A 26,597-nucleotide genomic window follows, 5' to 3' on the forward strand; every position below is an offset into this window, starting at 1 on the left:
CCTCGCCCGATTTATCCTCCAATCACGACCCATTAATCTGTGCCCATGTTGAACGCAACGCCAAACCCACTTAAACAAAAAAGGATTCAACCATGAGCACTCCGACCTACAACCGCTTGAACAAAGACGACGCCGTAGTCCTGCTGGTCGACCACCAGACCGGCTTGATTTCCTTGGTGCAAGACTTCTCGCCCAACGAGTTCAAGAACAACGTGCTGGCACTGGCCGACCTGGCCAAATTTTTCAACCTGCCGACCATCCTCACCACCAGCTTTGAGCAAGGCCCCAACGGCCCTCTGGTGCCTGAGTTGAAGGAGATGTTCCCGGACGCGCCGTACATCGCTCGTCCTGGCCAGATCAATGCGTGGGACAACGAAGACTTCGTCAAGGCGATCAAGGCTACCGGCCGTAAGCAGATCATCATTGCCGGCGTAGTGACGGATGTGTGCGTAGCGTTCCCGACCTTGTCGGCGTTGGCAGAAGGGTTTGAGGTGTTTGTGGTGACCGATGCATCGGGCACGTTCAATACCACCGTGCAACAAGCGGCATGGAGCCGGATGACGCAAGCCGGTGCACAGTTGATGAACTGGTTCTCGGTGGCGTGTGAGCTGCACCGCGACTGGCGCAACGATATCGAAGGCCTGGGCAATCTGTTGTCCCAGCGTATTCCCAACTATCGCAACTTGATGAATGGTTATGCGGCGCTGACAGCCCATCAGAAATAAGTCAGCCGAAATTCCCGATAAGCCTGCCTTGAAAAGCAGGCTTTCGGTGTTCACCTGAGCGTAACCCGCCAGTTCACGCTCAACTTGCTCGAGGCTTGGCAACTGTTTTGCAACTGCCGGCAACATCCCCATCCCGCGTGTTGCGGGACCACCTGTGTTCAATCGACGGTGCGATTTACCACCTCGTAATTCCCACCACTCATTTGCCCCACTCCCCCATGTCTGCTAGTGTCCCGCCGGTTTACCGTCTACCGGAATAGCCGCCATGGCCCGCAAAAAAGTTGCACTCGATTTCGAACAATCCCTCGCCGACCTGCAAACCCTGGTCGAGCGTCTGGAGAATGGCGAGTTGTCGCTGGAGGACTCGCTGACGGCGTTTGAGCAAGGCATCGGCCTGACTCGCGACTGCCAGAGCGCGCTGGCGCAGGCGGAGCAGAAGGTACAGGTGTTGCTGGAGCGTGACGGGGAGTTGGCCGAAGAACCTTTCGATGCGGAACAGCCGGAATGATCGACGCGTATCAGGCCAGTAGCCAAGCCCGGGTGAATGCGGCGCTGGAGCCCTTGTTTGTTGCGCCCAGCCCAGAAATGAACCGTCTCTATGCAGCCATGCGCTATAGCGTGATGAATGGCGGCAAGCGTGTGCGCCCGTTGCTGGCGTATGCGGCGTGTGAAGCCCTCGGTGCGCCTGCCGAGCAGGCCAACGGCGCGGCGTGTGCGGTGGAGCTGATCCACGCTTATTCCCTGGTACACGACGATTTGCCGGCAATGGACGACGACGATCTGCGTCGCGGCCAGCCAACCACTCATAAAGCCTTTGATGAAGCCTATGCGATTCTGGCCGGTGACGGCCTGCAAAGCCTGGCGTTCAGCGCATTGCTGGACCCGGGCTTGAGCAGCGTCAACGCCGAGACTCGCCTGCGCATGGTCACCGCCCTCGCCCACGCTGCGGGCCCGGCCGGTATGGTCGGTGGGCAGGCGATCGACATGGGTTCGGTCAGTCTCAAGCTGGATCAAAAAGCTCTGGAACATATGCATCGCCACAAGACCGGCGCGCTCATCGAGGCTGCCGTGCACCTCGGTGCCCTGGCCAGTGGCCGTGCCGAAGCTGCGCAGTTGGCGGCCTTGCAGACGTATTCCCGGGCCATCGGCCTGGCTTTCCAAGTGCAGGACGACATTCTCGACGTGGAAAGTGACACGGCCACCTTGGGCAAGCGCCAAGGTGCCGATATCGCACGGGACAAACCGACTTATCCTGCGCTGCTTGGTCTCGACGCTGCCAAGGCATATGCCCTGGAACTGCGCGACCAGGCCCTGGACGCCCTGCGACCTTTCGACGCGGCAGCCGCGCCACTGCGTGACCTGGCGCGGTATATCGTCGAACGCCGCCACTGATAACAGCGGCCATTGCAGCCGCATATCGGCCAAGTTCGGCGCTCTGCGTGGGCAGTTTGCGATGCTTGAGGTAAACTGCCGCCTCTTCTTATACCTATAACGATTCGCCTGATGCCCACGACGTTTCAAGAGATTCCCCGCAAGCGCCCGTCCACGCCCCTGCTCGACCGTGCTGTCACGCCGGACGGCCTGCGTCGTCTGGGTGAAGCCGAGCTGGAAACCCTGGCCGATGAACTGCGCCTGGAATTGCTCTACACGGTCGGTCAGACCGGTGGGCATTTTGGTGCAGGCCTGGGCGTCATCGAGCTGACCATCGCGTTGCATTACGTGTTCGATACCCCGGACGACCGGCTGGTGTGGGACGTGGGCCATCAGGCGTATCCGCATAAAATCCTCACCGGCCGACGCGAGCGCATGAGTACCCTGCGCCAAAAGGACGGTGTTGCCGCCTTCCCGCGCCGCGCCGAGAGCGAGTACGACACCTTTGGCGTCGGTCACTCCAGCACCTCTATCAGTGCAGCGCTGGGCATGGCGATTGCCGCCCGCCTGCAAAACAGTGATCGCAAGGCGATTGCGGTGATCGGTGATGGCGCGTTGACCGCCGGCATGGCCTTCGAAGCGCTGAACCATGCTCCTGAAGTGAACGCCAACATGTTGGTGATCCTCAATGACAACGACATGTCGATCTCTCGCAATGTCGGTGGCCTGTCCAACTACCTGGCAAAAATCCTCTCCAGCCGTACCTACGCCAGCATGCGCGAAGGCAGCAAGAAGGTGCTCTCGCGTCTGCCCGGCGCGTGGGAAATTGCCCGACGCACCGAAGAATATGCCAAGGGCATGCTTGTCCCCGGCACCCTGTTCGAAGAGCTGGGCTGGAACTACATCGGCCCTATCGACGGCCACGACCTGCCCACTCTGATCGCCACGCTGCGTAACATGCGCGACCTCAAAGGCCCGCAGTTCCTGCATATCGTCACCAAGAAAGGTAAAGGCTTCGCCCCGGCGGAAGTCGACCCGATTGGTTACCACGCGATCACCAAGCTGGAACCTGTGGACGCCCCAGCCGCTGCGCCGAAAAAGGCCAGCGGGCCGAAGTATTCCGGTGTGTTTGGCGAATGGCTGTGCGACATGGCCGCTGCCGACTCGCGCCTGGTGGGCATTACCCCGGCGATGAAGGAAGGCTCCGACCTGGTCGCGTTCAGCGAGCGTTTCCCGCTGCGCTATTTCGACGTGGCGATTGCCGAGCAGCACGCGGTGACTTTCGCCGCCGGTATGGCCTGTGAAGGCGCCAAGCCAGTAGTAGCGATTTACTCCACGTTCCTGCAACGCGGTTATGACCAGCTCATTCACGATGTGGCGGTGCAGAACCTTGACGTGCTGTTCGCCATCGACCGCGCGGGTCTTGTAGGCGAAGACGGCCCAACTCACGCCGGCAGCTTCGACCTGTCGTACCTGCGTTGCATCCCCGGCATGCTGGTAATGACGCCGAGCGACGAGAACGAACTGCGCAAGATGCTCAGCACTGGCCACCTGTATAACGGCCCGGCCGCCGTGCGTTACCCGCGTGGTAATGGCCCGAATGCAGTGATCGAAAAAGATCTGGAGCCGATCGAGATCGGCAAAGGCATCGTGCGTCGCCAGGGCAGCCAGGTCGCGTTCCTGGTGTTCGGCGTGCAATTGGCCGAAGCACTGAAAGTCGCCGAAAAGATCGACGCGACCGTGGTCGATATGCGCTTCGTCAAACCGCTGGATGAAGCCTTGGTACGCGAGATCGCCGGTAGCCATGAGTTGCTGGTGACCGTTGAAGAGAACGCCATCATGGGCGGCGCCGGCGCGGCAGTCAGTGAGTTCCTGGCACGGGAGAATATCCTCAAGTCGGTGCTGCACCTGGGCTTGCCGGATGTGTACGTCGAACACGCCAAGCCAGCGCAGATGCTGGCGGAGTGCGGCTTGGACGAAGCAGGGATCGAGGCTTCGGTGCGCGCACGAATGGCGCTGCTGGACCTGTAGAAACCGGATCAACATGTGGGAGGGGGCTTGCCCCCGATAGCGGCAGTTCAGTCAACAACTATGCTGACTGACAGGCCGCCATCGGGGGCAAGCGCCCTCCCACATTTGATTTGTGTCACCTTCAAAAGCTGTGAACAGTCTATGAATCGCCTGTACCTTGCCCTGCTGCTTCTGCCCTCCCCTGAATTGCTCGCCGAAACCCGCGACGAGGCCCTGAAGCTCCCCGAAGTGGTTATCAGCGCCAACCGTCAGGTCCAGGCGCGCAACGACAGCAGCGCCGCCAACTCCGTCTTCACCCGCGACGACATCGACCGCCTGCAACCGACCAGCCTCACTGACCTGCTCAGCCGAGTGCCCGGCGCGCAAGTCGCGCGAACCGGCGGACGCGGCAGTTTGCCGGGGATCTACCTACGCGGCACTAAATCCGCCCAGAGCCTGGTGCTGGTGGACGGCCAGCGCATCGCCAACACCACGTCCGGCGACAGCGGCCTGCAATACCTGAATATCGACCAGATTGAGCGCGTGGAAGTCCTGCGCGGCTCGCGCTCGGTGATCTACGGTAGCGATGCCATTGGCGGCGTAATCCAAGTGTTCACCCGGCGCAACGCCGAGCAAGGCCTGCAACCGCGCGTGAAACTGGGTTTTGGCAGCAATAACACTTGGGAGCGCAGCCTCGGTCTCTCGGGTGGCGATGAACATACGCGCTTCAACCTTGGGGCGAGCCTGGATGAAACTGCCGGGATCAATTCGACCCACGAATCCTTCCCCAGCGACGGCGACCATGATGCCTATCGCAACCAATCGGTGAGCCTGAACCTCAGCCATTCGTTCAGCGATGCGCTGGAGGTGGGTTTCAACCTGCTGGATAACCGTGGCAAGTCGGAGTACGACAACAGCTTCGGCCGCTACGACATCGTCACCAAGCAGACTGTTGGGCAAAAACCCTACACCGACTACGCCGTGAGCAGCGCCAGCGGTTATATCGACGCCACGTTCAGTGAGCGCTGGCAATCGCGCGTGGAACTGGGCCACAGCGAGAACCGTGACACCAAACGCGACACCCTCAGTGATTATTTCAGCGCATTCAACACCTACCGCGACTCCGTCAACTGGCAGAACGACCTGACCCTGGATGAACAGAACAGCCTGATCTTGGGCGGTGACTGGTACGAAGACCGCTTCCACGGCTCCACCACTTTCACCGAAAACAGCCGCTGGAACCGCGCCGCCTTTGTGCAGCACCGCTTCCGCAGCGAACGGTTCTCCACAGAGCTGGGTTTGCGCCACGACGAGAACCAGCAGTTCGGCGGCCAGAACAGCTGGAGCGGTACGCTCACCGTGCCGGTCAATCCCGACAATGACCTGTTACTGAGTTACAGCGAAGGATTCCGTGCGCCGAGCTTCAACGACCTGTATTACCCGCAAACGCAATACAGCAACCCCAACCTGCAGCCCGAAACCTCGAAAAGCTACGAACTGCAATGGCGCAGCCAACTGAGTGACAGCACGCGCCTGGAAGCCTCGGTGTACCGCACCGACCTGAGCAATGCGATCATCCTCGACCGTACCGACAAACCGCAGAATGTGGCATCGGCGCGCATCGATGGCTTTGAAGCGGCGCTGAAACAGGAACTGTTCGGCTGGCAGGGCAACCTCGGTGTTTCGATCATCGACCCGCGCGACCGCGACAGCGGCCACACCTTGGCCCGTCGTGCACGCCGCACATTGAGCCTGGATATGGATCGGCAATTCGATCAGGTGGGCGTGGGCGCCAGTTGGCAGGCCATCAGCAATAGCTACGACAATGAAGACAACACGCAGCGCCTGGGCGGCTACGGATTGCTCGGGTTGCGCAGCAGTTGGGCGGTTAGCCGAGAAGTAGCGCTGTCGCTGAAGGTTGATAACGTGCTGGATAAATCCTATTCGCGGGCACGTTATAGCTACAACGATCCGGCATTTCTGAACAATCAGGATTACCGTGAAGAGGGCCGGGCGTGGATGCTTGGTGTGACCTGGACACCTGAAATCTGATTGTCGCCTGGTACTGGCTTCATCGGCTCGGGGCAATTACCTGACACAGCCGCGCCAGCGCTTCCAGCATCTGCCCGCTGGGCCGTTCCAGGCCTTTGTCCGGAACCAACTGTACCCGCGCCGCCATGCTTGGCCAGTCCTTCCAGGCGTCCTTCTGAGCCTGATCGCCCACCAGAATCATCTCGGGATTACGTTGCAACACCGACTCTATGCTGACCTGCGGTGCGGGTAGCTTCAGGTCGTCAAACACGTTGCGCGCACCGCACACGCTCAGCGCGTCGCTAATGATCTGGCCACCGCCCACGGTGTACAGCGGCTGGTTCCACACCTGATAGAACACCCGCAACGGTTCGACACGTTGATAACGCTGGCGCAACCCGGCCAGGCGCTCGCGCAGTTGCGCTGCCAATTGCCGGCCGGCGTCGGCACGGCCTAATTGCTCGGCTATGGCCTGGACTTGGGTGGTCAACTGTTCGAGGCTATGGGGTTCGGCGACGTACACCGGAATATTCAGGCGTTGCAGCTGCTCGCGCTGGGCCAGGCCGACACTGCCGGGCCACAGCAGAATCAGGTCGGGATTGAGGCTGAGCAGGCGCTCCATGTCTAACTGGCCGTAATGCCCCACCGATGGCACCTTCAGCAACTCGGCCGGCCGTTCGCCGCCATCAAGCACGCCTACCAGCAGATCGGCAGCACCCAGTTCGACCACGATTTCAGACAGGGATGGCGCCAGGCTCACCACCCGCTCGGCGGCCAAGGCCTGTGCACTCAGTGTCAGCAGCAGAAGCGCCAGCCAGCGGTGCATCATCCGAGTTGACGGGGAATGCGGTAGAGGTAAAACAGCACCATCGTCGACAGCGCCAGCAGGAACAGCGGCACCGCTTCCAGGCCAACGAACACCGCCAGCGCGCCCACCCACGCGGGAATCGCCGCCACCAGCAAAGCCGTGCGCCGGCGGGCCGCGAGGGTGATCCAGGCAGCCGGTTCTTCGGGAGTATCGAGAGCTTTTGAGGTGGCGATCAGCGCGTGTTTATAGCCGTGGAAGTAACGCAGGCTTAGGAACATCGAGGCCACGCCAGCGATGAAGAACGGCATCGCCAGCACGGGCAGCAGCGCTACCTGGCCAAACACCAAGTTGAGCACGAACAACGGAAGCAGCGCCAGGGCCAGGTACTGCCACCAGTTGAAGGACAGTCGCCGCTTTACCTGGCCACGGGTCACGCGCGGTCGACCTCGCCCTGATGCTCGTTGCCCATCATATGGTCGAGCTTGCTGGCTTTGGTCGCCAGATAGAGCTTGTTGTGGGGGTTTTGCCCGGTATGCAGCGGCACACGCTCGGCCACGGTGATGCCCATCTCGGTCAAGGCTTTGACCTTGCGCGGGTTGTTGGTCATCAGACGCAGGGATTTCACGCCCAGGTGCTCAAGCATTGGCAGGCAGATCGCGTAGTCACGCTGGTCTGCAGCGAAGCCCAGGCGCTCGTTGGCCTCAACGGTATCAGCGCCGCCGTCTTGCAGCTCGTAGGCGCGGATTTTGTTCAGCAGGCCAATACCGCGGCCTTCCTGGCGCAGATACAGCAGCACGCCACGGCCTTCACGGGCGATGGCGCGCATGGCCGCCTCCAGTTGCGAGCCGCAGTCACAGCGCTGGCTGAACAACGCATCGCCGGTCAGGCACTCGGAATGCACACGACCCAGTACTGGCGCGCCATCCGCGATATCGCCGAGGCTGAGCACAACGTGCTCACGCCCGGTGGCTTCTTCGAGAAAGCCGTTCATGGTGAACGTGGCAAAAGGGGTAGGCAGCTTGGAAGCGGCGACGAAAACGACGGGCACCGTGTGCTCCTGATTTCAGATTTTACAGAGGCGGGCATTGTAACAGCAGGTTCCTGCACACGCTTAAGCTGAATGATCGCTGATAAAGATCAATCGGTTCGATTGGCCTTCATCTCAGTTCTATGCAGTTAGAAGGGATACGGCAGGTTCCAGCGCTGGAAGATCGGCTTCAGCACGCCGCTTTTGACCAGCACGGCCATGCGCTGATCGTACACGGTGCGTAACGAACGGCCGCGCTCGGTATCGGCAAAACCAACGTATAGCGGCAGGTCGATGATGTGGGTAAGCCTGAACGCGGAAGGGTCTCGCGCCTGTTTGAGGACGTATTGCGTTTCGCTGAGGGCATCGATGTAGAAATCGGCCCGACCATGCTGGAGCATCGGTAAAATCCCATCGCGCCGCTGGATCTGGTTGAAACGTCGCACATTGGGCAAGTACGCCTCGTACCGATAGCCGCGTACCCAGGCCAGGCGGTATTCACCCAGCGTTGCGACGCTCGGAGTCGGGGAGGTTGCCAGCCCAAGGGCGTAGATAGCGTCGGAGTCCAACTTCCAGTGCGGGTAAAGGACGCCCGTGACCTCGTCACGGTAAGAGCCGACCCAACCATCTACCTCACCGCGCTGGGCCAGGCCCACCGAGCGGGTATAGGGCTCGATGCGGGTTTGCAGAGTGATCCCGACCGGCTCGAAGACCTGCCGCAGCACATCCCAGGCCAGACCGCTGCCGTCCGCATTGGTGTAGTCGTCCCAAGCCTCACTGGCGAGCATGATCTTGCCTGGTATAACAGATTCATCCTGCGCCAGGCCCCACGCCGGAATGACACACAGCAGTGTCAGCAGCCAGTGGCGCACATCCATGGGTACGACCTCCTGCAATGCCTTGCTTGCGTAATGACGTAGTAGAGGGTAGCGCAGCACGCCGACTCAGGGCGTCTCGCGAAAGTGCTGATAACCCCGGATGGCCGGAGTGATGTCCTGCCCGTTGGCGTCGAGGAGCGTCACGCCCTGCCCCGCCTGGACACGACCAATAACGTGCACCGGCCAACCTGCGGCCAGCAGCGGTGCCAACTCGACGGACGGCAAGGTGAAGGCCAGCACGTAGTCGTCGCCACCGCTCAATGCAGCCACCCGCGCCTGGTCATCACCGACAAACGCCAGCAAGGCGCTGGACAGCGGAAGCTTCTGACGCTCGATCAACAGGCTGACGGCCGACGCCTTGGCGATATGCCCGCAATCGGCCAACAGCCCGTCGGAGATATCCATCGCAGCCGTTGCCTTGCCCCGCAGCGCCAGCCCTAAAGCCAACTGCGGCTGCGGTGACCAGTAATGGGCCAGCAGAGGATCAGCGATGGCCGCATCGGCGTTGCGCTGGCCCAGCACGAGTGGCAAGGCGCCAGCGGCATTGCCCAACTCACCGCCCACGCACAGCAGGTCCCCCGGCTGCGCACCGCTGCGCGTCAACGCTTGGCCCGCTGGCACACGGCCGAACACCGTCAGGGTCAAACTGAGCGGCCCCCGCGTGGTGTCGCCGCCCACCAAGCCCACGCCGCAGCTTAGCGCCATGGCGTTCAAACCCTGGGCATAGCGTTGCAACCAGTCGGCATCGACGGTGGGCGTAGTGAGTGCAAGGGTAAACGCGAGGGGGTTGGCGCCCATGGCAGCCAGATCGCTCACCGCCACCGCCAGCGAACGCTGGCCGAGCAGGAACGGATCGCAGGGGTCGGCAAAGTGCACGCCGGCCACTAAGGTATCGGTGGAAATTGCCAGTTGCTCCCCGGCAGGAAGCGCCAGCAGGGCACAGTCGTCGCCGATCCCCAAGGCAATGCCCTCGCCGCCCTGCGCACAGGGCGCGGCGGCAAAGTACTTGTGGATCAGCTCAAACTCGCCCATCGAGAACTCAAGCGCAACTTAGCGCTTGTGTTCCTTCACTTCGGCTTCACGCAGGCGCGGAGCCAGCTTGTCGAGCACGCCGTTGACGAACTTGTGACCGTCGGTCGAACCATAGACTTTCGCCAGCTCGATACCTTCGTTGATCACCACGCGGTACGGCACGTCGACGCGCTTGAGCAGTTCCCAGGTGGACAGGCGCAGTACGGCCAGTTCAACCGGGTCCAGCTCTTCAAGGGTCAGGTCCAGGCACGGCGTCAATGCAGCGTCGATCTCGGTCAGGTTGGCCGGAACGCCGTGCAGGATGTCGTGGAAATAGCTCTGGTCGGCAAAGGTGAAGTCGTTGTCGACGCGAAATTGCGCTTCGATTTCGTTCAGCGAAGTACCGGCCATATGGCGCTGGTACAACGCCTGGGTGGCGAGCTGACGGGCAGCACGGCGCTTTTCGCTCTTCGAAGGTTTGCCGGCGTCCGCTGGACGCTCGTCGCGCGGGTTGAAACGATCGCTCTCGTCGGAAATCACTTGGCCTCCAACTGCGACAGCAGGCTGACCATTTCCAGGGCGGACAGAGCAGCTTCAGCGCCTTTGTTGCCGGCCTTGGTGCCGGAACGCTCGATGGCTTGTTCGATGGAATCAACGGTCAGTACGCCGAAAGCGACTGGCACGCCGAACTCCATGGACACCTGGGCCAGGCCCTTGGTGCATTCGCCGGCCACGTATTCGAAGTGCGGGGTACCGCCACGAATCACAGCGCCCAGGGCGATGATTGCTGCGTATTCACCCTGCTGAGCAACTTTTTGCGCAACCAGTGGAATTTCGAAGGCGCCAGGGGCACGGATAATCGTGATATCGCTTTCGCTCACACCGTGGCGAACCAGGGCATCCACGGCACCGCTTACCAGGCTTTCAACCACGAAGCTGTTGAAGCGGCCAACCACCAGGGCATAGCGGCCTTTGGGGGCGATGAAGGTACCTTCGATGGTCTTCAGGGTCATTCGACAAATCTCTTAAAGAGCCGGGACGCGAAAAGTGCGTCCCTCAGTGATGATTTAACCGCGAACAAGGGGCAATAGACGCCAGCCTTTATTCGGAGGGCACGTATTCTACAACTTCCAGATCGAATCCGGATATCGCATTAAATTTCATCGGTGCGCTCATGAGGCGCATTTTGCGCACACCGAGGTCACGCAGGATCTGCGAACCGGCACCGACGATGCTGTAGGTGGTCGGTGTTTTCACCTGAGTCTGCTCGGCGGTTTCGCGGATATGGGCAAGCAATACATCGCCGTCCACCGGGTTACCCAGCAGCAGCACCACACCGCTGCCCGCCTCGGACACCGCAGCCATCGCGGCGCGCAGGCTCCAACGGCCCGGTTGCTTGACCATCAACAGGTCGCGCAGCGGGTCCATGTTGTGCACACGCACCAGGGTCGGTTCGTCTGCGCTGATGGTGCCCAGGGTCAGGGCCATGTGCACATCGCCCTCCACTGAATCGCGGTAGGTCACCAAATTGAATTGGCCCAGTTCGCTGTCCAGTGGCTGCTCGGCAATCCGCTGAACGGTACGTTCATGGATCATCCTGTAGTGAATCAAGTCGGCAATGGTGCCTATCTTGATGTTGTGCTCGGCGGCAAATGCTTCGAGTTCGGCGCGACGAGCCATGGTGCCGTCGTCGTTCATCACTTCGCAGATCACACCGCTCGGCTCGAAACCGGCCATGCGCGCCAGGTCGCAGGCTGCTTCTGTGTGGCCGGCACGGGCCAGGGTGCCACCCGGTTGAGCCATCAGCGGGAAGATGTGGCCTGGGCTGACGATGTCTTCGGCCTTGGCGTCTTTGGCGGCAGCGGCTTGAACGGTGCGGGCGCGGTCAGCGGCGGAAATGCCGGTGGTCACGCCTGTGGTCGCTTCAATCGACACGGTGAACTTGGTACCAAAACCCGAGCCGTTACGCGGCGCCATCAACGGCAGCTTGAGCAGCTCGCAGCGCTCGCGGCTCATGGGCATGCAGATCAGCCCGCGAGCGTGCTTGGCCATGAAGTTGATGTGCTCAGGCTTGCAGGCCTCGGCGGCCATGATGATGTCGCCTTCGTTTTCGCGGTCTTCGTCATCCATCAGGATGACCATCTTGCCTTGGCGGATGTCTTCAACCAGTTCTTCGATGTTATTGAGCGCCACGCGGCACCCCCTTGGTCAGGATTTCAGGTAGCCGTTAGCGGCCAAAAAACTCTCAGTGATGTTCCCAGTTGCAGGCTCTGCGGCCTTATCGCCCATCAGCAGGCGCTCCAGGTAACGGGCAAGCAAGTCGACTTCCAGGTTCACCCGGCGACCAGGCTGGTACGACGCCATGATGGTTTCGCTCAGGGTGTGGGGAATGATGGTCAGTTCAAATTCGGCGCCATTCACGGCGTTCACGGTCAGGCTGGTGCCGTCGACAGTGATCGAACCTTTGTGGGCAATGTATTTGGCCAGCTCTTTGGGCGCGCGGATGCGGAATTCCACGGCGCGGGCATTTTCGCTGCGGGCAACGACTTCGCCGACACCGTCGACGTGGCCGCTGACCAGGTGACCACCGAGACGGGTGGTGGGCGTCAGGGCTTTTTCGAGGTTGACCGGGCTGCCGGCCTTGAGGTCATTCATCGCGGTGCAGTCCAGGGTTTCCCGGCTGACGTCGGCGGCAAAGCCGTTGCCCGGCAGTTCGATGACGGTCAGGCACACGCCGCTGACGGCGATGCTGTCGCCCAGTTTGACGTCGCCGAGGTCGAGCTTGCCGGTTTCAACCAGCAGGCGCACGTCGCCGCCCTTGGGGGTCATGGCGCGAATGCTGCCGATGGATTCGATAATGCCGGTGAACATGGCCTTCTCCTGGAAAACGGGGCGGGCACTTGAGCGCCCGGTCAGAATTATACGCTCGCTGCTGGCACAGGGATGGCAGTGACTCGCCAGTCGTCGCCTACAGCGCGCATTTCAGTGATCTTGAGTTGGGGGGCGTCGGCCAGTTTCTCAAGCGGCCAGTCCAGCAAAGGCCGGGCAGCGGAGCCGAGGAACTTGCCGGCGACGAAAATCACATATTCGTCCACCAGACCTTGCTGGGCAAACGCCCCTGCCAGGCTTGGGCCAGCTTCCACCAAGACTTCGTTGACGCCACGGGCGGCCAGCGCCACCAGCGCCGAGCGCAGGTCGACCTGGCCTTCTACGCCTGGCACCACCAGACACTCGGGGCCTCGGGGGAACTGGTTTTCCGGGGTGACACAAGTGATGACCAATGCCGGGCCCGCCTTAAAGAAGGGTGCGTTGAGCGGCACCCGCAGGCGGCCGTCGATCAACACACGCAACGGCGGGCGCGACATGGCCAGGGCGGTGGTTTCTTCATCCAGTCCCAGCTCGGCAGCACGGACGGTAAGCCGCGCACCGTCGGCCAACACCGTGTCGGCGCCAGTCAACACCACGCTGGACTCGGCGCGCAGGCGCTGCACGGCGGCGCGGGCGGCGGGACCGGTGATCCATTGGCTTTCGCCGCTGGCCATCGCGGTACGACCGTCCAGACTCATCGCCATTTTGATTCGCACGAACGGCAACCCGTGTTCCATGCGTTTGAGAAAGCCTTTGTTGAGCGCCCGCGCCTCACCTTCCAGTACGCCACTGCGCACCTCGATCCCGGCTTGGGCCAAGCGCTGCATACCGCGCCCGGCAACTTCCGGGTTAGGGTCCTGCATCGCCGCGACCACCCGCGCCAGCCCGGCGCTCACCAGCGCATCGGCGCACGGCGGGGTGTGACCATAGTGGCTGCACGGTTCGAGGGTGACGTATGCCGTGGCGCCTCGGGCCTTATCGCCGGCAGCCCGCAAGGCATGCACTTCCGCATGGGGCTCGCCCGTGCGCACATGCCAGCCTTCGCCGACAATCTGCCCATCGCGCACAATCACGCAGCCAACACGCGGATTAGGGTGGGTGGTGTACAGGCCGTTGCGCGCCAGTTCAAGGGCGCGGGCCATGTAATGGGCGTCGAGGACAGTTTGTTCAGCAGAAGGAGGAATCATGGTTTGACCGGCTCACGGGCCAGGCGGTCGATCTCTTCGCGGAACTCATTGAGGTCCTGGAAGCGTCGATACACCGAAGCGAAACGGATATAGGCGACTTCGTCGAGCTTTTGCAGCTCGCCCATCACCAACTCTCCCACCACCAGGCTCTTGACCTCGCGCTCGCCAGTCGCTCGCAGCTTGTGCTTGATATGCGCCAGCGCCGCCTCCAGCCGCTCGACACTCACCGGGCGTTTTTCCAGCGCGCGCTGCATACCGGCGCGCAGTTTTTCTTCGTCGAAAGGCTGGCGGCTGCCGTCGGACTTGATCAGACGTGGCAATACCAGTTCGGCGGTTTCGAAGGTGGTGAAACGTTCACCGCAGCCAGAGGCCAGGCATTCGCGCCGGCGACGTACTTGATCGCCCTCGGCGACCAGACGCGAGTCAATGACCTTGGTGTCGTTGGCACCGCAGAAGGGACAGTGCATGGTGGCAGGCAACAAAAAAAGGGAGGGCCATGGTAGCGCATCCCTGTGGCAAGACAAGCCATAGCCTTTACGGTATACAGGCGGGCTATTATGTTTCTTACATTTCAAGCCACGGATTTTGTCCTTTCTGGAGCCGTACATGCAGTTACGACCACTTGTTTTGCTCACCCTGTTCAGTGTCCTGGTCGCCTGCAGCAGCGAAGCCCCCAAGCCGTCTGCGCCCCAACCGGTGCCTGCGCAGGAGAAAAAAGTCCCTGGCATTGAAGACCTGGGCCCCCTACCCGCCTACCAACGTGAAATCAACGGCAGCCTGACCAACGTCCCCGCCGGTGCCGAAGTCGAGATGGCCCTGCTGGTGATCGACGACCGTTCGCGCCCGCAACAACTGCTCGCCAGCAGCGTACTGACCGGCAACGGCAAGCCCGTGGCCTTCCGCCTGCGTTTTAACCCAGAGGCTTTCCCGGCCGGTGCACGGGTTGAGCTGCGTGGCCGCGCCAGCCAGTCCGGTCAGTTGATCCTGCACCTGCCCGCCGTACGCATCACCCAAGCAATCACCCAGACCACCGGCCCCCTGGAACTCGTCAAGGCACCATGACGCCCCCGTTGGACTTGCAGCGCGCCCTGAGCGCGCTGATCGGCGACGCTCAACTGGTGCCCTGCCCGCTGCCGGGCACCGAGCTCTCGTTGTGGCTGTTGGATGCGGACAACATGGACCGCGCCTTCAGCCCGGAAGAAACCCGGCGCATCCTGCATGAGCCGCCCTACTGGAGTTTTTGCTGGGCCAGCGGCCTGGCATTGGCGCGGTATTTGGCGGCGAACCCCGAGTGGGTCGCGGGCAAGCGCGTGCTGGACTTCGGCGCCGGTTCCGGCGTGGCCGCGATTGCGGCGGTTAAGGCGGGCGCGGTGGAAGTAGTTGCCTGCGACCTGGATACGCTGGCGTTGGCATCTTGCCGCGCCAATGCCGAGCTCAATAACGTGGAATTAACCTATTCGCCGGACTTCTTCGCCGAAGCCGATCGCTTCGACCTGATCCTGGTAGCCGATGTGCTTTACGATCGCGCCAACCTGCCACTGCTGGATCATTTCCTCAGCCGCGGCCGCGAAGCACTGGTGGCGGACTCACGGGTGCGCGACTTCCAACACCCGGCTTATCAGCGCCTGGAAATCCTCGATGCGCTGACGTTGCCGGACTTGGCCGAGCCTTGGGAGTTTCGCAAGGTGAGCCTGTACCATTCGCGACGCCAGCCCTTATAGTTGCCCCATTCCCGCTTTATTCGAGACGCCCCATGAGTGAGCCCACGCCGTACATCTTCGACGTCACCGCCGCCAACTTCGACCAGGCCGTGATTCAGAACTCCTTCGAAAAACCCGTGTTGGTGGATTTCTGGGCCGAGTGGTGCGCGCCCTGCAAGGCCTTGATGCCGATGCTGGCGCAGATTGCCGAGAGTTATCAGGGCGAGTTGCTGTTGGCGAAGGTCGATTGCGAAGCCGAGCAAGACATCGTTGCGCGCTTTGGTATTCAAAGCCTGCCGACGGTGGTGCTGTTCAAGGATGGCCAGCCGGTAGACGGGTTCGCCGGAGCCCAGCCGGAGTCGGCTGTGCGAGCGCTGTTGGCGCCGCATGTGCAGATGCCCGCGCCGAAGGCGGCGGATCCATTGGTACAGGCACAAACGTTGTTTGCCGAAGGGCGCATCAGCGACGCCGAAGCCGTACTCGTCGCGCTGCTGGGCGAGGACAACACCAACGCCGCCGCGCTGATTCTGTACGCACGCTGCCTGGCCGAACGCGGTGAGCTGGGTGAAGCCCAAACCGTGCTCGACGCAGTGAAAAGCGACGACCACAAAGCCGCGCTCGCCGGGGCCAAGGCGCAAATCACTTTCCTGCGCCAAGCCGCCGACCTGCCGGACGCCGCCGACTTGAAAAGCCGTCTGGCGCAAAACCCGCAGGACGATGAAGCTGCGTATCAGTTGAGCATCCAGCAACTGGCGCGCCAGCAGTACGACGCCGCGCTGGAAGGCCTCCTCAAGTTGTTTATCCGCAACCGCGGCTACAGCGAAGGCCTGCCGCACAAGACCCTGTTGCAAGTGTTCGAACTGCTGGGCAATGACCACCCGCTGGTCACCGTGTACCGCCGCAAGTTGTTTGCCGCGCTGTACTAATCACCGATCCAACTGTACAGCGGCGTATCCCCGCCGCTGCTCACCTTGACCTTAGCGCTGTGGCGCAGGCGCACCAACAGTCGCTTGCCCGCCGCAGCATCCCCCGCCAAACCTTCCAATCGATCAAGCAACTCCAGGCCACTGAGTTGTCCGGCGTTGCGCAACAGGTCCTGGGCGTTCTGCCACAGGTCATCATTGTGTTTGACCGGCGCTACCGGCGCGGCGGCGGCGCTGGCTGCCGGCGTCGCCTGCAATTGCGCGCCCAACTTTGCCCAATCGCCGTCGTCCAGTTCCAGGGTTAAGTCCACCGGCAGGTCGCCGATGGTTCCACGAATTCGCAACATCGTCCTGACTCCTGCAGTTTTTCTGACGGGCATGCTCCCATGCGGCTTGCGCAACGCCAAGCAGACGGTCAAACTCTCGGCCTTATTGTTATAAGATCACATAACATAACTTTCATGTTCTGGAGCCCTCTCATGCGCCGTCTGCTGCTCGCTTTGCCGTTTGCCCTGCTGCCACTGGCCATTGCCCATGCGGCTGAAGACCATGATCACGACCACGAACACGGCAGCCTCGGCGCGCACGAGCACGGCGTCGGGCGTCTCAACGCCGTACTCGACGGCCAGACCCTGGAGCTTGAGCTGGACAGCCCGGCAATGAATCTGGTGGGTTTTGAGCACGTCGCCACCACGGCTGCCGATAAGGCCAAAGTCGCCGCTGCACGCAAACAGCTGGAAAACCCATCGGCCCTGTTCAACCTGCCCAAGGCCGCCGGTTGCGTGATCAGCTCCCAGGAGCTCAACAGCCCGCTGTTCGGTGACAAGCCGGAAGCCGACCACGACGACGATGACCACGATCACGACGCCAAAGACGGCGCCCACGAACATCATCACGACCACAGCGAAATCCACGCCCACTACCAATTCACCTGCGCCACGCCGACTGCGTTGAGCAATCTGGACCTGACCCAGGTATTCAAGACCTTCCCCGCCACTCAGAAAATTCAGGTGCAACTGATCGGCCCGAGCGGCCAGCGAGGTGTTGATGCCACCGCCACAGCAGCCACCCTGAAGTTCTGAGTTCACATGACCCAAGCACTGATCGAACTGTCTGACCTGCGCTTCAACTGGCCCGGTCACCCACAGTTGCTGGACATCCCCGCCTTCCGCCTGGAAGCGGGTGAAACCCTGTATCTCAAGGGCCCGAGCGGCAGCGGCAAAACTACGCTGCTTGGTCTGTTGGGCGGCGTGCAGAAACCCAGCCGAGGTAGCATTCGCTTGCTCGGCCAGGAGCTGACCGAACTCTCGGCCGGCGCCCGTGATCGTTTCCGCGTCGACCATACGGGCTACGTCTTCCAGCAGTTCAACCTGCTGCCGTTCCTGTCGGTGCGCGAAAACGTTGAGTTGCCTTGCCACTTTTCCAAACTGCGAGCGCAGCGGGCAAAGCAGCGCCACGGCAGTGTCGACCAGGCCGCCGCTACATTGCTCGCGCATTTGGGCTTGAAGGATAAACACCTGCTGGAGCGCCGCGCCGATTCGCTGTCCATCGGCCAGCAACAACGGGTGGCTGCCGCACGCGCGCTGATCGGCCAACCGGAATTGGTGATCGCCGACGAACCCACCTCAGCCCTGGACTACGACGCCCGCGAAGCTTTCCTTCAGCTGCTGTTCGCTGAATGCCGCGACGCCGGCGCCAGCCTGTTGTTTGTCAGCCATGATCAGAGCCTGGCGCCGCTGTTCGACCGCAACCTGTCGCTGGCCGAACTCAATCGCGCCGCCACGCCCGCAGAGGTTTGAGATGTATTTGTTTCGTCTAGCCATGGCCAGCCTGGCTAACCGTCGCTTTACCGCGATCCTCACCGCGTTTGCCATCGCGCTTTCAGTCTGCTTGTTGCTCGCAGTGGAACGGGTTCGCGTTGAGGCGCGCAACAGTTTCGCCAGTACCATCAGCGGCACCGACCTGATCGTCGGCGCCCGCTCCGGTTCGGTCAACCTGCTGCTGTATTCGGTATTTCGCATCGGCAACGCCACCAACAACATCCGCTGGGACAGCTACGAGCACTTCGCCGCCAGCCCCCAGGTGAAATGGGCGATCCCGATTTCCCTCGGCGACTCCCATCGCGGCTACCGGGTGATGGGTACCAACGAGTCGTACTTCGAGCATTACCAGTACGGCCGCAAGCAAAACCTCGAACTGGCCAGCGGCCGTGCCTTTGCCACCGACCCGTTCGAAGTGGTGCTCGGTGCCGAGGTCGCTGATGCCCTGCACTACAAGCTCGGCGACAAGCTGGTACTGGCCCACGGCGTGGCGGTGGTCAGCCTGGTCAAGCACGATGACAAGCCGTTCACCGTGGTCGGTATCCTCAAGCGCACCGGCACGCCGGTGGATCGCACGTTGCACATCAGCCTGGGCGGCATGGAAGCTATCCATATTGACTGGCACAACGGTGTGCCGGCCCAGGGCAAAGGCCGCATCAGCGCCGATCAGGCGCGCAATATGGACCTGACCCCGCAGGCCATTACCGCCTTCATGCTCGGCCTGAACAACAAGATTTCCACCTTCGCCCTGCAGCGCGAGATCAATGAATTCCGTGGCGAGCCGATGCTGGCGATCCTGCCCGGCGTGGCGCTGCAAGAGCTGTGGAGCATGATGGGCACCGCCGAAAAAGCGCTGTTCGTGATCTCGCTGTTTGTGGTGCTGACCGGCTTGATCGGCATGCTCACCGCCATCCTTACCAGCCTCAACGAACGCCGCCGCGAAATGGCGATCCTGCGTTCGGTGGGTGCACGGCCGTGGCATATCGCAACGTTGCTGATCTTCGAAGCCTTCGCCCTGGCCCTGTCCGGCGTGATCGCAGGCGTGGGCTTGCTGTATGTATGCATTGCCGCGTCGCGTGGGTATTTGCAGGCCAATTACGGGCTGGACCTGCCGATGTCCTGGCCGAGCGAATATGAATGGACCTTGCTCGCCGGTATCCTGGCTGCTGCGCTGTTGATGGGCAGCGTGCCGGCCTGGCGCGCCTACCGACAATCCTTGGCCGATGGCCTGTCCATACGTTTATGAGGAAGGACTCGATGCGTCGCGCCCTGTTTGCACTATTGTTGCTGGTGGCGGTACCCGCCTGGGCCGATGAGCAGCCCAAGGATTTGTCCTGGCAGGAGATGATCCCACCGGACGCGCCGCCAGAAGTCCCGAATATGAAACCGCTGCACGACCTGTCGAACATGGCCGATGCCTTGTCCGTCGAAGCCGCGCCGGCGGCCAAGCAGGACCTGCCCAACGCGCCGGTGGTGCAGAGCCTCAATGGCCAGCACATCCGCCTGCCGGGTTATATCGTGCCGCTGGAAGTCAGCGAAGAAGGCCGTACCACCGAGTTCCTGCTGGTGCCGTATTTCGGCGCGTGCATCCACGTACCGCCGCCGCCGTCGAACCAGATCGTGCATGTGAAAAGTGAAGTCGGCGTGAAGCTCGATGAGCTCTACCAGCCGTATTGGATCGAAGGCGCGATGCAGGTCAAGCCGTCTACCAGCGAACTGGCGGACGCCGGTTACCAGATGGATGCCGAGAAGATTTACATGTACGAACTGCAGGAATAACGCTGATCGTCCTTTCATTGAGCTGAGTCAACAGACCGAACGGAACGATCTTTACCATTGGACGTACAACTTTTAAACGTCCTTTGGAGCTCCCATGAACAAGTCTCTGCTCGGCGCGTCCCTCTTCGCGCTCGCCCTCGTCGCCCCCATTGCCCATGCTCACGAAGCGGGCGACATTCTGGTTCGCGCCGGTGCTATCACCGTGAACCCGAAGGCCGACAGCAGCACCGTCAAGGTTGACCAGGGCCCGCTGGCCGGTACCAACCTGGGCGGCAAGGCGACCATGAGCAGCGACACCCAACTGGGCCTCAACTTCGCCTACATGCTGACCAACCACGTGGGTATCGAACTGCTGGCCGCCACGCCGTTCGAGCATGACGTGAAGATCAAGGGCACCGCCCTCGGCGGCGCCAACGGCAAGCTGGGTACGCTGAAACACCTGCCGCCAACCCTGAGCGTCGTGTACTACCCGCTGGACAACAAATCCCCGTTCCAACCGTACGTAGGCGCCGGTATCAACTACACCTGGATCTACGACGAACACGTCGGCAGCCGTGCACAGGGCGCAGGCTTCAGCAACTTCAAAGCCGAGAACTCATGGGGTTGGGCTGCGCAGATCGGCGCGGACTACATGATCAACGACAAGTGGATGATCAACGCCCAGGCGCGTTACATCGACATCAGCACCAAGGCTACCGTGGAAAACAACGCCGTGGCGCCGGGCACCCGTGCCAAGGTCAATGTGGACGTGGACCCAATGGTTTACATGGTGGGTATCGGCTACAAGTTCTAAGCAAAACTGCATAAACAACTGTGGGAGGGGGCTTGCTCCCGATGACGGTGGATCAGTCAACAAACCAGTGACTGGTACACCGCTATCGGGAGCAAGCCCCCTCCCACATTTGGTTGTGCGTTGGGTTCAGCTGTGGCGGTAAAACCGATCCAATAGCGCCGGAAGCCCCGCCCGCCAGGCCCGCGGCTTGATGCCAAAGGTATGCAGGATTTTCTTGCAGGCTAACACCGCGTGCTGCGGCTCGTCCGTCGCATCCGGCCGGGCCGCGTGGGCTTGGGCGGTGGGCGATTCAATGGCCAACGGATGGAAAGTGCGCGCTTCGGTTAGGATCGCCTGACCCAGCGCCAGCGGCGTAGTCGCCTCCTGGCCGGCGTAATGGTAAGTGCCCCACAGCGGCGCCGCGCAATCGAGTTGCTTGAGCACCGAAATGATCACCCGCGCCGCATCATCCACAGGCGTCGGGTTGCCACGGCGGTCATCCGCCATCAGCAATTCATCCGGTTTCTCGGCCCGAGCCAGGAAGCGCCCGAGGGTGCCATCCACACTGTCATCCAGCAGCCAGCCAAAGCGCAGCAACACATGCTGCGGGCACGTGGCGCGCACACTCTGTTCGATACGCCACAACGCCTGGCCACGCAGGCCCAGGGGCACCGGCTCGTCCTTTTCGCTGTAGGCGGTGGCACGGGAGCCATCGAATACGCGGTAGCTGGACGGTTGCAGCAGGGTGATGTTGTGGTGTTGGCACAGTTCGGCCAGGCGCTCGATAGCGAACTCCTGCGAAGCCAAACGGGTTTCGCTGACGGCTTCGGCCTGGAACCAGTCGAAGTAGTAGGCGAGATTGATCAAGGCATCGGGACGGGTGTCGTCGAGCAATTGGGTGAGGCTCGCGGCATCCCAGCCGTCTTGGGGCGGTTTGGGTGCGAGGAAACCGATGTCTTCCTCTGCACCGAGGCGAATCAGCGCCTGCCCGAGGGCATTCCCGCCGCCCAATAACATAAGGCGCATTCGCATAGATTGAGCAGGCCCGGTCTGTTTGGAACGTTGGCTATGGTCGGCAGGCCCGTGGGCCTTGCCGCTGGCATTTGCCAGAATCGTTGCATTTTGCGGGTTTGTAGCGCAACCGTCACGGATTAAGTGTCTTGACGCCTGGCTCTGCGGGCTCATGCTCCAACGCCGAACGCTGGGGCACCATGACCTGCTGTGGATAAGTCTGCGCGAAGTGCACCTCGGGGCAGTTATCCACAAGCTTTTTCAGACGCTGGTTAAACGCGCGACTGACAGCATATTGCCCACCCGATACCGTGCGGAACTGCGCTGTGAGCACCACGCCATTGAGGTCCATCTTGTCGACACCAAACACTTCCAGCGGCCCTTGCAGGTTGTACTTGAGGAAGACATCGTCGCGGATCGACTGACCGGCTTCACGAATCAACTCCACGGCCTTGTCCACATCGGTGTCGTAGGTGAACTGCACCGAGAAGAACGCATAGGCAAATTGCCGCGACTGGTTGGTGACCGCCTTGATCTGCCCGAACGGCACCGAATGCACAAAGCCCTTGCCGTCACGCAGACGCAGGGTGCGGATAGTCAGGCCCTCGACGGTGCCGGCGTGGCCGGAGTCGAGCACCACCCAGTCGCCGATGGACAGCGTGTCTTCAATGATGATGAACAGCCCGGTGATCACATCTTGCACCAGTTGCTGAGAGCCAAAACCAATGGCCAGGCCGACCACACCAGCACCCGCCAGTAGCGGCGCGACATTGATGCCAAGGTTGGCCATGGTGGTGATCGCGCAGATGACCACCAGGATGATCTTCACCGCATTACGCAACAGCGGCAGTATGGTTTTCACCCGCGTGCTCGGCTGGCGACTGGAGCGCTTGTTTACCGGCGGTTTCAGCGCTTCCTGGATCGCCGTGTCGAGCACCACCCAGAACAACCATGTCATCAGCAGGATCAGGCCGATGCTGCTCAAAGAGTCGCTGATTGCCCGCCCTACCGAGTTGCGCTGGGCAAACTCGAACAGGGACACGCCCCAGATCCGCCCAAGGATTTCGATAAAGGCGATCGCCATGACAATGCGCAGGATCGCGTGCAACAGGCTCAAGAAGCGATCTTTATAGGCGCTGCTGCGCTGGATCGCTACCTGGCTGCGGGACTTGAACAGGTGTTGCAACACGGTGCTCAAGAACACGGTGCCAATCAGCAGAATCGTGGTGAACAGCGCGCAACGCAGGGCTTTCTGGTTATCGTCACCGGCGCCGATGAGGTTGATTGCCGAGACCAGCACCATCAATAGAATCGGCCAGTACCAAAGGCCGGAAAACACCCGCAAAGATTGCTGCAACGCCGGATGTTTAAGGCGCTGGGCCAGTGGCCGATTGCGGATCAGATGGGCGACCGGCCGACGCAAGCGCACCACCAGCACGCCGAAAATCACCGCCGCGAACAGGCCGGTAAATACCGCAATACTGCTGGTGATATTGCCGCCAAGCTGGCGGGCAATTTGCGGGCTGGTCAGGGCATCGCTGAGGGCGGCGAGGAAGCCAATCAGGAACAGCGGCTTGGGGCAGTAATCGCGAATAATCTGCACCGCCGGCCGCTTGTGGCCGAAATTGAACATGACAATCACGCACAACAGCATCGAGGTGGAAAAGATCCCGCTGCTGGTGGCATAGGCAAAACACAGTGCCAACGCGCGCCCCACCGAAGTGGGCAGGAAGTGACTGACATAAAGGGTCAGCGGCAGGCAGATCAGCGCCGGGATCGTGTAGGGCACCACATACCCGAGCACCGCATGCAGGCGTTTGCGCTGTGCGACGAATGACCGTCGGCCCAAGCGCTGCACGATAAACCGCCCCAGCAACGTCAACACGGTAAATGCGCCGACCCACACACCTGACAGCAGCAGAAAATTCCCGGCCACACTCCACGGCGAACGTTCTGACGTTTGGTCGACCAACCGCCCTACTTCATCCGCCGCCCTGTCCGCACGCAGGCGCCAGGCGTCGATCAGGCTCTGATTGAGGTCGAGCTTGTCCTGCACGTCGTCGATGCTGGAACTGATGGCACCGAGCAGTCCGCCTTCCACCAGCAACTCTGGCTTGGCCGGCGTCTCGGGTTCGGGCGCAACCGCCGCGGCGTGCAGTGCGCCACTGCCGCAAAACAGCAGCGCACCGAGCAGTAATGCAGTCTTGAGATTCAGCAAAACACCGAGTTCCTTCAGAAGGGTCTGTAAGGAACTGACGGGTTTCAGCAGGGATGGTTCACTTCAGGTCGACATTCAGGCTTGGCGCGCCAAACGCTACCAACTGCGCGTTAGAGCCGGCGAAATAGCCTTTCCAGAAGCCTTCCAACGCTTGGATGGTCTTGCCGGAGCGATAAGCCTGCTTGACGTCCTTGGTCACCAACGCCGCACCGGCCACATAGACCCGCGCGCCCTGCAGATCGGCGAACAGGCCTTTGTCGGCCACCCGCTTCAGCTCGGCGTCGGGTTGCAGATCACGAATCCGGTTGTTGGCGTAGAAGCTGCCGAAGTCGCTGTTTTCCAGCATGTCGGAAATCAACAACACCACACGTTCCTGAGCCGGTTGCTGGCCCAGGTCTTTGCCTATATCACGCAACGACTGGAAGATCTCACTGCGCGCAATATCTTCGGACGCTTCACGCAGCGTGGTCACAAACACCTTGCCAAAGGTCTTGTTGAAAAAGCTGCGCTGCTCGGCCAGGCACGTATCAAAGGTGCGCAGCGATTGCATGCCCACGCGCTCACGGACTTTCTCGTCGATGCCCTGGTTGAGTTCACCGGCAAAGCGCAATTGCATGAACTGCCCCGGCAGAAACGCCGAGAAGCTGTACAGTCGGACCTTATCGCCCGGCTGTACAAAGCGCTGCACCTGGGCCCAAGTGGCCTTCTGAATAACCTCAGGCATCGGGATCGTTTGATCAATGATCACCGTCAACTCGCGCCCCGCAGCCACGGGCCGAAACTCAGCGACCTTGGCGTACGGATAGCAATCCGGAATGTCGTTGCGCTCGCCGGCCACCGCCATCAATGGCGCCAGCAACAGGGCACAGAAAAAGCGCGGGATCATCATTCAAGCACCTGTTGCGTCAAAGTCTTTAACCAACTGCTGTTCGGCACGCAGCGCCAGCACATCTTCCAGGGCGTGGCCTTTGGCACGGCTGATCGTTGCCAATTGCTCTTCGGTGTAGGCCGTCAGGTCTTTGCCGCGCAGGGCGTCGAGACCTTCCGAGGCAGCCACCGCCACTGGCGCCTGCACCGGGGCTGGGGCTGGTGCAGCGACTTCTGCTACCGCCGGTGCGGCAGGTGCGGCAGGTGCAACCGGAACATTGACGGGTTTGGCCGCCGGTTGCGGATTCCCTGGCAACGCCTGTTTGCGCGCCACGAAGGTCTCGAAACTGCGATTGTGTGCAGTGGTCAACGCCGCCTGCTGCTGGGCGTTGGTGGTGGTGCGCCCGGCGAGCTTGAGCTGCAATTTGCTCAATTTGTGATCGGCATGGGAGGCAATTTCCACGCGCTGGCTCTGCATCCAGTTTTCCAGGGCTTCGCCGCTGGAGAACTTGTGGGTGTGCTCCCAGGCAGTCTTGGACTCAACCCCGGCAAAACCGAAGATCGACGCCAGCCAGATACTGGTGATCTGAATCGCGATGTAGATCACCGACAGCACGATGAAGGTGATCAGCGAGGCTTTGCGGATCGCGTCCATCTTGTCGGTCAGGGTTTGCTTGTCTGCCTGATCGTTGATCGCCGCCGAATCGGCCGGCAGCTCGAACGGGCTGGCCGAGTCGTAATTCTGCTGGGCAAAGGCATGCGGGCTGCCGACCATTTCGGTCTCGATGCTTTTGAGCTGCATGGTGCGGATACCGAACGCCGCAATCGCGATAATCGCGATCCAGATACCGGTGGTGATCATCCAGCCACGGCTTGGTGTCACGGTGTGGTTGGTGTTGATGCGCGCCAGGATACGGTTGTAGTCCTTGCCGTCTTTATCGCTTTCGGTGTCTTTGATCCCGATGCCCGGCAACTCCTTGAGCTGATTCGGGCGATCGCTGTCGCTGTCGTTTTCCCACCAGTGGCGAGCCTTGCTGATCAGCGCGTTCTTGTGCGCAGCACGGCCGGTGACTTCGGCCAGGATCGCCGAGGCGACCGCCAGCAGGAAGGCAAACAACCAGCCCATCCAGCTTTGGTCATTGGCCGACAGGTTCTGGTTAATGAATGGCACCAGTACGTAGGCGAAACCCACGGCCTCGAACATGATCAGCATAAAAATCAGGGCAAACACCCAGAAAGGTCGCTCCCGGCGGCCACGCTCGCCGATGGTGCGCAGGTAGGATTCGCTTTTATTAAAGAAATCGACGTCTTCCGCGCCGATTTTTTCATAGCGCGAGTAGTACGCGTCGCACAGCTCGCTCTCGGATTTCGGCCAGCCATAAGCGTCGAGCATCAGGCTCTGCTTGGACAGGCGCGCTACCTTGCCGATCACGGGCACGCCGTGCCAAACACGCATGACGAAATAACCCACTTTTTCCCAATACGCTTGAATCAGGATCGCCGCCAGCAGCGTGGAAATCACCAGGCCGGTGATTAGCTTGTTTGCCCAGAGCAGGGCCGTCAGCGCATTAAAGCTGAAGTCTTCCATGGT

At 61.3% G+C, this 26,597-nt stretch carries 29 protein-coding genes; 13 read left to right on the forward strand and 16 right to left on the reverse strand.

The annotated features are described in order from the left end of the window. The first annotated feature begins 92 nt into the window (after positions 1-92). From ycaC to AOA61_RS29625, 5 genes are all read left to right on the forward strand, one after another. Positions 93-725 (forward strand): isochorismate family cysteine hydrolase YcaC, encoded by a 633-nt coding sequence (gene ycaC, locus AOA61_RS29605; RefSeq protein WP_027605204.1) that lies wholly within the window; start codon positions 93-95, stop codon positions 723-725. A gap of 265 nt (positions 726-990) precedes the next feature. Beyond that, a complete protein-coding gene (locus AOA61_RS29610; RefSeq protein WP_003176346.1) occupies positions 991-1,233 on the forward strand; it encodes an exodeoxyribonuclease VII small subunit in 243 nt (80 codons plus the stop codon). Continuing rightward, on the forward strand, positions 1,230-2,117 hold the full coding sequence (gene ispA, locus AOA61_RS29615) for a (2E,6E)-farnesyl diphosphate synthase (RefSeq protein WP_032884572.1): 888 nt from the start codon (positions 1,230-1,232) through the stop codon (positions 2,115-2,117). The genes AOA61_RS29610 and ispA overlap by 4 nt, the downstream gene beginning before the upstream one ends. Positions 2,118-2,228: 111 nt before the next feature. Continuing rightward, positions 2,229-4,127 (forward strand): 1-deoxy-D-xylulose-5-phosphate synthase, encoded by a 1,899-nt coding sequence (gene dxs, locus AOA61_RS29620; RefSeq protein ID WP_095186196.1) that lies wholly within the window; start codon positions 2,229-2,231, stop codon positions 4,125-4,127. A 141-nt stretch (positions 4,128-4,268) separates the two neighbouring features. Continuing rightward, positions 4,269-6,158 (forward strand): TonB-dependent receptor, encoded by a 1,890-nt coding sequence (locus tag AOA61_RS29625; RefSeq protein WP_099603284.1) that lies wholly within the window; start codon positions 4,269-4,271, stop codon positions 6,156-6,158. Positions 6,159-6,177: 19 nt separating this feature from the next. Here the strand turns inward: AOA61_RS29625 and AOA61_RS29630 are convergent, their stop codons facing one another. The 11 genes from AOA61_RS29630 to nrdR form a co-directional block, all read right to left on the reverse strand. Then, positions 6,178-6,966, reverse strand: coding sequence for a cobalamin-binding protein (locus AOA61_RS29630; protein WP_178075229.1), 789 nt, complete (start codon positions 6,964-6,966; stop codon positions 6,178-6,180). Continuing rightward, complete coding sequence (locus AOA61_RS29635; RefSeq protein WP_095186193.1) at positions 6,963-7,379, reverse strand: nuclear FMR1 interacting 1 family protein; 417 nt, start codon at positions 7,377-7,379, stop codon at positions 6,963-6,965. Before AOA61_RS29635 ends, AOA61_RS29630 begins: the two co-directional genes overlap by 4 nt. Then, positions 7,376-7,993: a GTP cyclohydrolase II gene (gene ribA, locus AOA61_RS29640; RefSeq protein ID WP_032884567.1), complete on the reverse strand. Its 618-nt coding sequence runs from the start codon at positions 7,991-7,993 to the stop codon at positions 7,376-7,378. Before ribA ends, AOA61_RS29635 begins: the two co-directional genes overlap by 4 nt. A 128-nt stretch (positions 7,994-8,121) precedes the next feature. Then, positions 8,122-8,850, reverse strand: coding sequence for an ABC transporter substrate-binding protein (locus AOA61_RS29645; protein ID WP_099603286.1), 729 nt, complete (start codon positions 8,848-8,850; stop codon positions 8,122-8,124). A gap of 66 nt (positions 8,851-8,916) precedes the next feature. Then, entirely contained in the window at positions 8,917-9,882 is a 966-nt protein-coding gene (thiL, locus tag AOA61_RS29650; protein ID WP_032884565.1) for a thiamine-phosphate kinase, read from the reverse strand. Positions 9,883-9,900: 18 nt separating this feature from the next. Further along, on the reverse strand, positions 9,901-10,401 hold the full coding sequence (gene nusB, locus AOA61_RS29655; RefSeq protein ID WP_032884564.1) for a transcription antitermination factor NusB: 501 nt from the start codon (positions 10,399-10,401) through the stop codon (positions 9,901-9,903). Next, complete coding sequence (ribE, locus tag AOA61_RS29660) at positions 10,398-10,874, reverse strand: 6,7-dimethyl-8-ribityllumazine synthase (RefSeq protein WP_003176356.1); 477 nt, start codon at positions 10,872-10,874, stop codon at positions 10,398-10,400. The genes nusB and ribE overlap by 4 nt, the downstream gene beginning before the upstream one ends. An 88-nt stretch (positions 10,875-10,962) precedes the next feature. Beyond that, entirely contained in the window at positions 10,963-12,054 is a 1,092-nt protein-coding gene (gene ribBA, locus AOA61_RS29665; protein ID WP_032884563.1) for a bifunctional 3,4-dihydroxy-2-butanone-4-phosphate synthase/GTP cyclohydrolase II, read from the reverse strand. Between the two features lie 15 nt (positions 12,055-12,069). Continuing rightward, a complete protein-coding gene (locus AOA61_RS29670; RefSeq protein ID WP_032884562.1) occupies positions 12,070-12,732 on the reverse strand; it encodes a riboflavin synthase in 663 nt (220 codons plus the stop codon). Between the two features lie 47 nt (positions 12,733-12,779). After that, on the reverse strand, positions 12,780-13,916 hold the full coding sequence (ribD, locus tag AOA61_RS29675) for a bifunctional diaminohydroxyphosphoribosylaminopyrimidine deaminase/5-amino-6-(5-phosphoribosylamino)uracil reductase RibD (protein WP_099603287.1): 1,137 nt from the start codon (positions 13,914-13,916) through the stop codon (positions 12,780-12,782). Further along, positions 13,913-14,383, reverse strand: a complete 471-nt coding sequence (gene nrdR / locus AOA61_RS29680; protein WP_163033267.1) for a transcriptional regulator NrdR — start codon at positions 14,381-14,383, stop codon at positions 13,913-13,915. Before nrdR ends, ribD begins: the two co-directional genes overlap by 4 nt. 139 nt (positions 14,384-14,522) lie before the next feature. Between nrdR and AOA61_RS29685 the strand changes: the two genes are divergently transcribed. From AOA61_RS29685 to trxA, 3 genes are read left to right on the forward strand one after another with little or no spacing between them, the layout of a single operon-like run. Beyond that, complete coding sequence (locus AOA61_RS29685) at positions 14,523-14,978, forward strand: YbaY family lipoprotein (protein WP_032884559.1); 456 nt, start codon at positions 14,523-14,525, stop codon at positions 14,976-14,978. After that, entirely contained in the window at positions 14,975-15,637 is a 663-nt protein-coding gene (locus AOA61_RS29690; protein WP_099603288.1) for a methyltransferase, read from the forward strand. Before AOA61_RS29685 ends, AOA61_RS29690 begins: the two co-directional genes overlap by 4 nt. A gap of 32 nt (positions 15,638-15,669) precedes the next feature. Further along, positions 15,670-16,542, forward strand: coding sequence for a thioredoxin (gene trxA, locus AOA61_RS29695; RefSeq protein ID WP_032884557.1), 873 nt, complete (start codon positions 15,670-15,672; stop codon positions 16,540-16,542). Here the strand turns inward: trxA and AOA61_RS29700 are convergent. Further along, positions 16,539-16,886 (reverse strand): hypothetical protein, encoded by a 348-nt coding sequence (locus AOA61_RS29700; RefSeq protein WP_099603289.1) that lies wholly within the window; start codon positions 16,884-16,886, stop codon positions 16,539-16,541. The two genes, trxA and AOA61_RS29700, sit on opposite strands and share 4 nt — an antisense overlap. A 132-nt stretch (positions 16,887-17,018) precedes the next feature. Between AOA61_RS29700 and AOA61_RS29705 the strand changes: the two genes are divergently transcribed. From AOA61_RS29705 to AOA61_RS29725, 5 genes are all read left to right on the forward strand, one after another. Next, a complete protein-coding gene (locus tag AOA61_RS29705; RefSeq protein ID WP_099603290.1) occupies positions 17,019-17,621 on the forward strand; it encodes a DUF2796 domain-containing protein in 603 nt (200 codons plus the stop codon). 6 nt (positions 17,622-17,627) lie between these two features. Next, positions 17,628-18,338, forward strand: coding sequence for an ABC transporter ATP-binding protein (locus AOA61_RS29710; protein WP_099603291.1), 711 nt, complete (start codon positions 17,628-17,630; stop codon positions 18,336-18,338). Position 18,339: 1 nt separating this feature from the next. Continuing rightward, a complete protein-coding gene (locus AOA61_RS29715) occupies positions 18,340-19,605 on the forward strand; it encodes an ABC transporter permease (protein ID WP_027605183.1) in 1,266 nt (421 codons plus the stop codon). An 11-nt stretch (positions 19,606-19,616) separates the two neighbouring features. Next, on the forward strand, positions 19,617-20,138 hold the full coding sequence (locus AOA61_RS29720) for a DUF3299 domain-containing protein (RefSeq protein WP_032884553.1): 522 nt from the start codon (positions 19,617-19,619) through the stop codon (positions 20,136-20,138). Between the two features lie 94 nt (positions 20,139-20,232). Then, the gene (locus tag AOA61_RS29725; RefSeq protein WP_095186186.1) at positions 20,233-20,931 is read left to right on the forward strand and encodes an OmpW family protein; all 699 of its coding nucleotides are present in this window, start codon (positions 20,233-20,235) and stop codon (positions 20,929-20,931) included. Between the two features lie 126 nt (positions 20,932-21,057). Here AOA61_RS29725 and AOA61_RS29730 read toward each other — a convergent pair whose 3' ends face one another. The 4 genes from AOA61_RS29730 to AOA61_RS31010 all read right to left on the reverse strand — a co-directional run bounded on the left by AOA61_RS29730 (position 21,058) and on the right by AOA61_RS31010 (position 26,594). Then, positions 21,058-21,942, reverse strand: coding sequence for a sugar nucleotide-binding protein (locus AOA61_RS29730; RefSeq protein ID WP_032884551.1), 885 nt, complete (start codon positions 21,940-21,942; stop codon positions 21,058-21,060). A gap of 112 nt (positions 21,943-22,054) precedes the next feature. Then, complete coding sequence (locus tag AOA61_RS29735) at positions 22,055-24,139, reverse strand: mechanosensitive ion channel family protein (RefSeq protein ID WP_099603292.1); 2,085 nt, start codon at positions 24,137-24,139, stop codon at positions 22,055-22,057. Between the two features lie 58 nt (positions 24,140-24,197). Next, positions 24,198-25,028 (reverse strand): hypothetical protein, encoded by an 831-nt coding sequence (locus tag AOA61_RS29740; RefSeq protein ID WP_099603293.1) that lies wholly within the window; start codon positions 25,026-25,028, stop codon positions 24,198-24,200. Next, positions 25,029-26,594 (reverse strand): hypothetical protein, encoded by a 1,566-nt coding sequence (locus tag AOA61_RS31010; RefSeq protein ID WP_122822295.1) that lies wholly within the window; start codon positions 26,592-26,594, stop codon positions 25,029-25,031. Positions 26,595-26,597: the final 3 nt, after the last annotated feature.

It is taken from the genome of Pseudomonas sp. 2995-1, assembly GCF_002742505.1.
In the GTDB taxonomy this organism is placed as follows: Bacteria; Pseudomonadota; Gammaproteobacteria; order Pseudomonadales; family Pseudomonadaceae; genus Aquipseudomonas; species Aquipseudomonas sivasensis.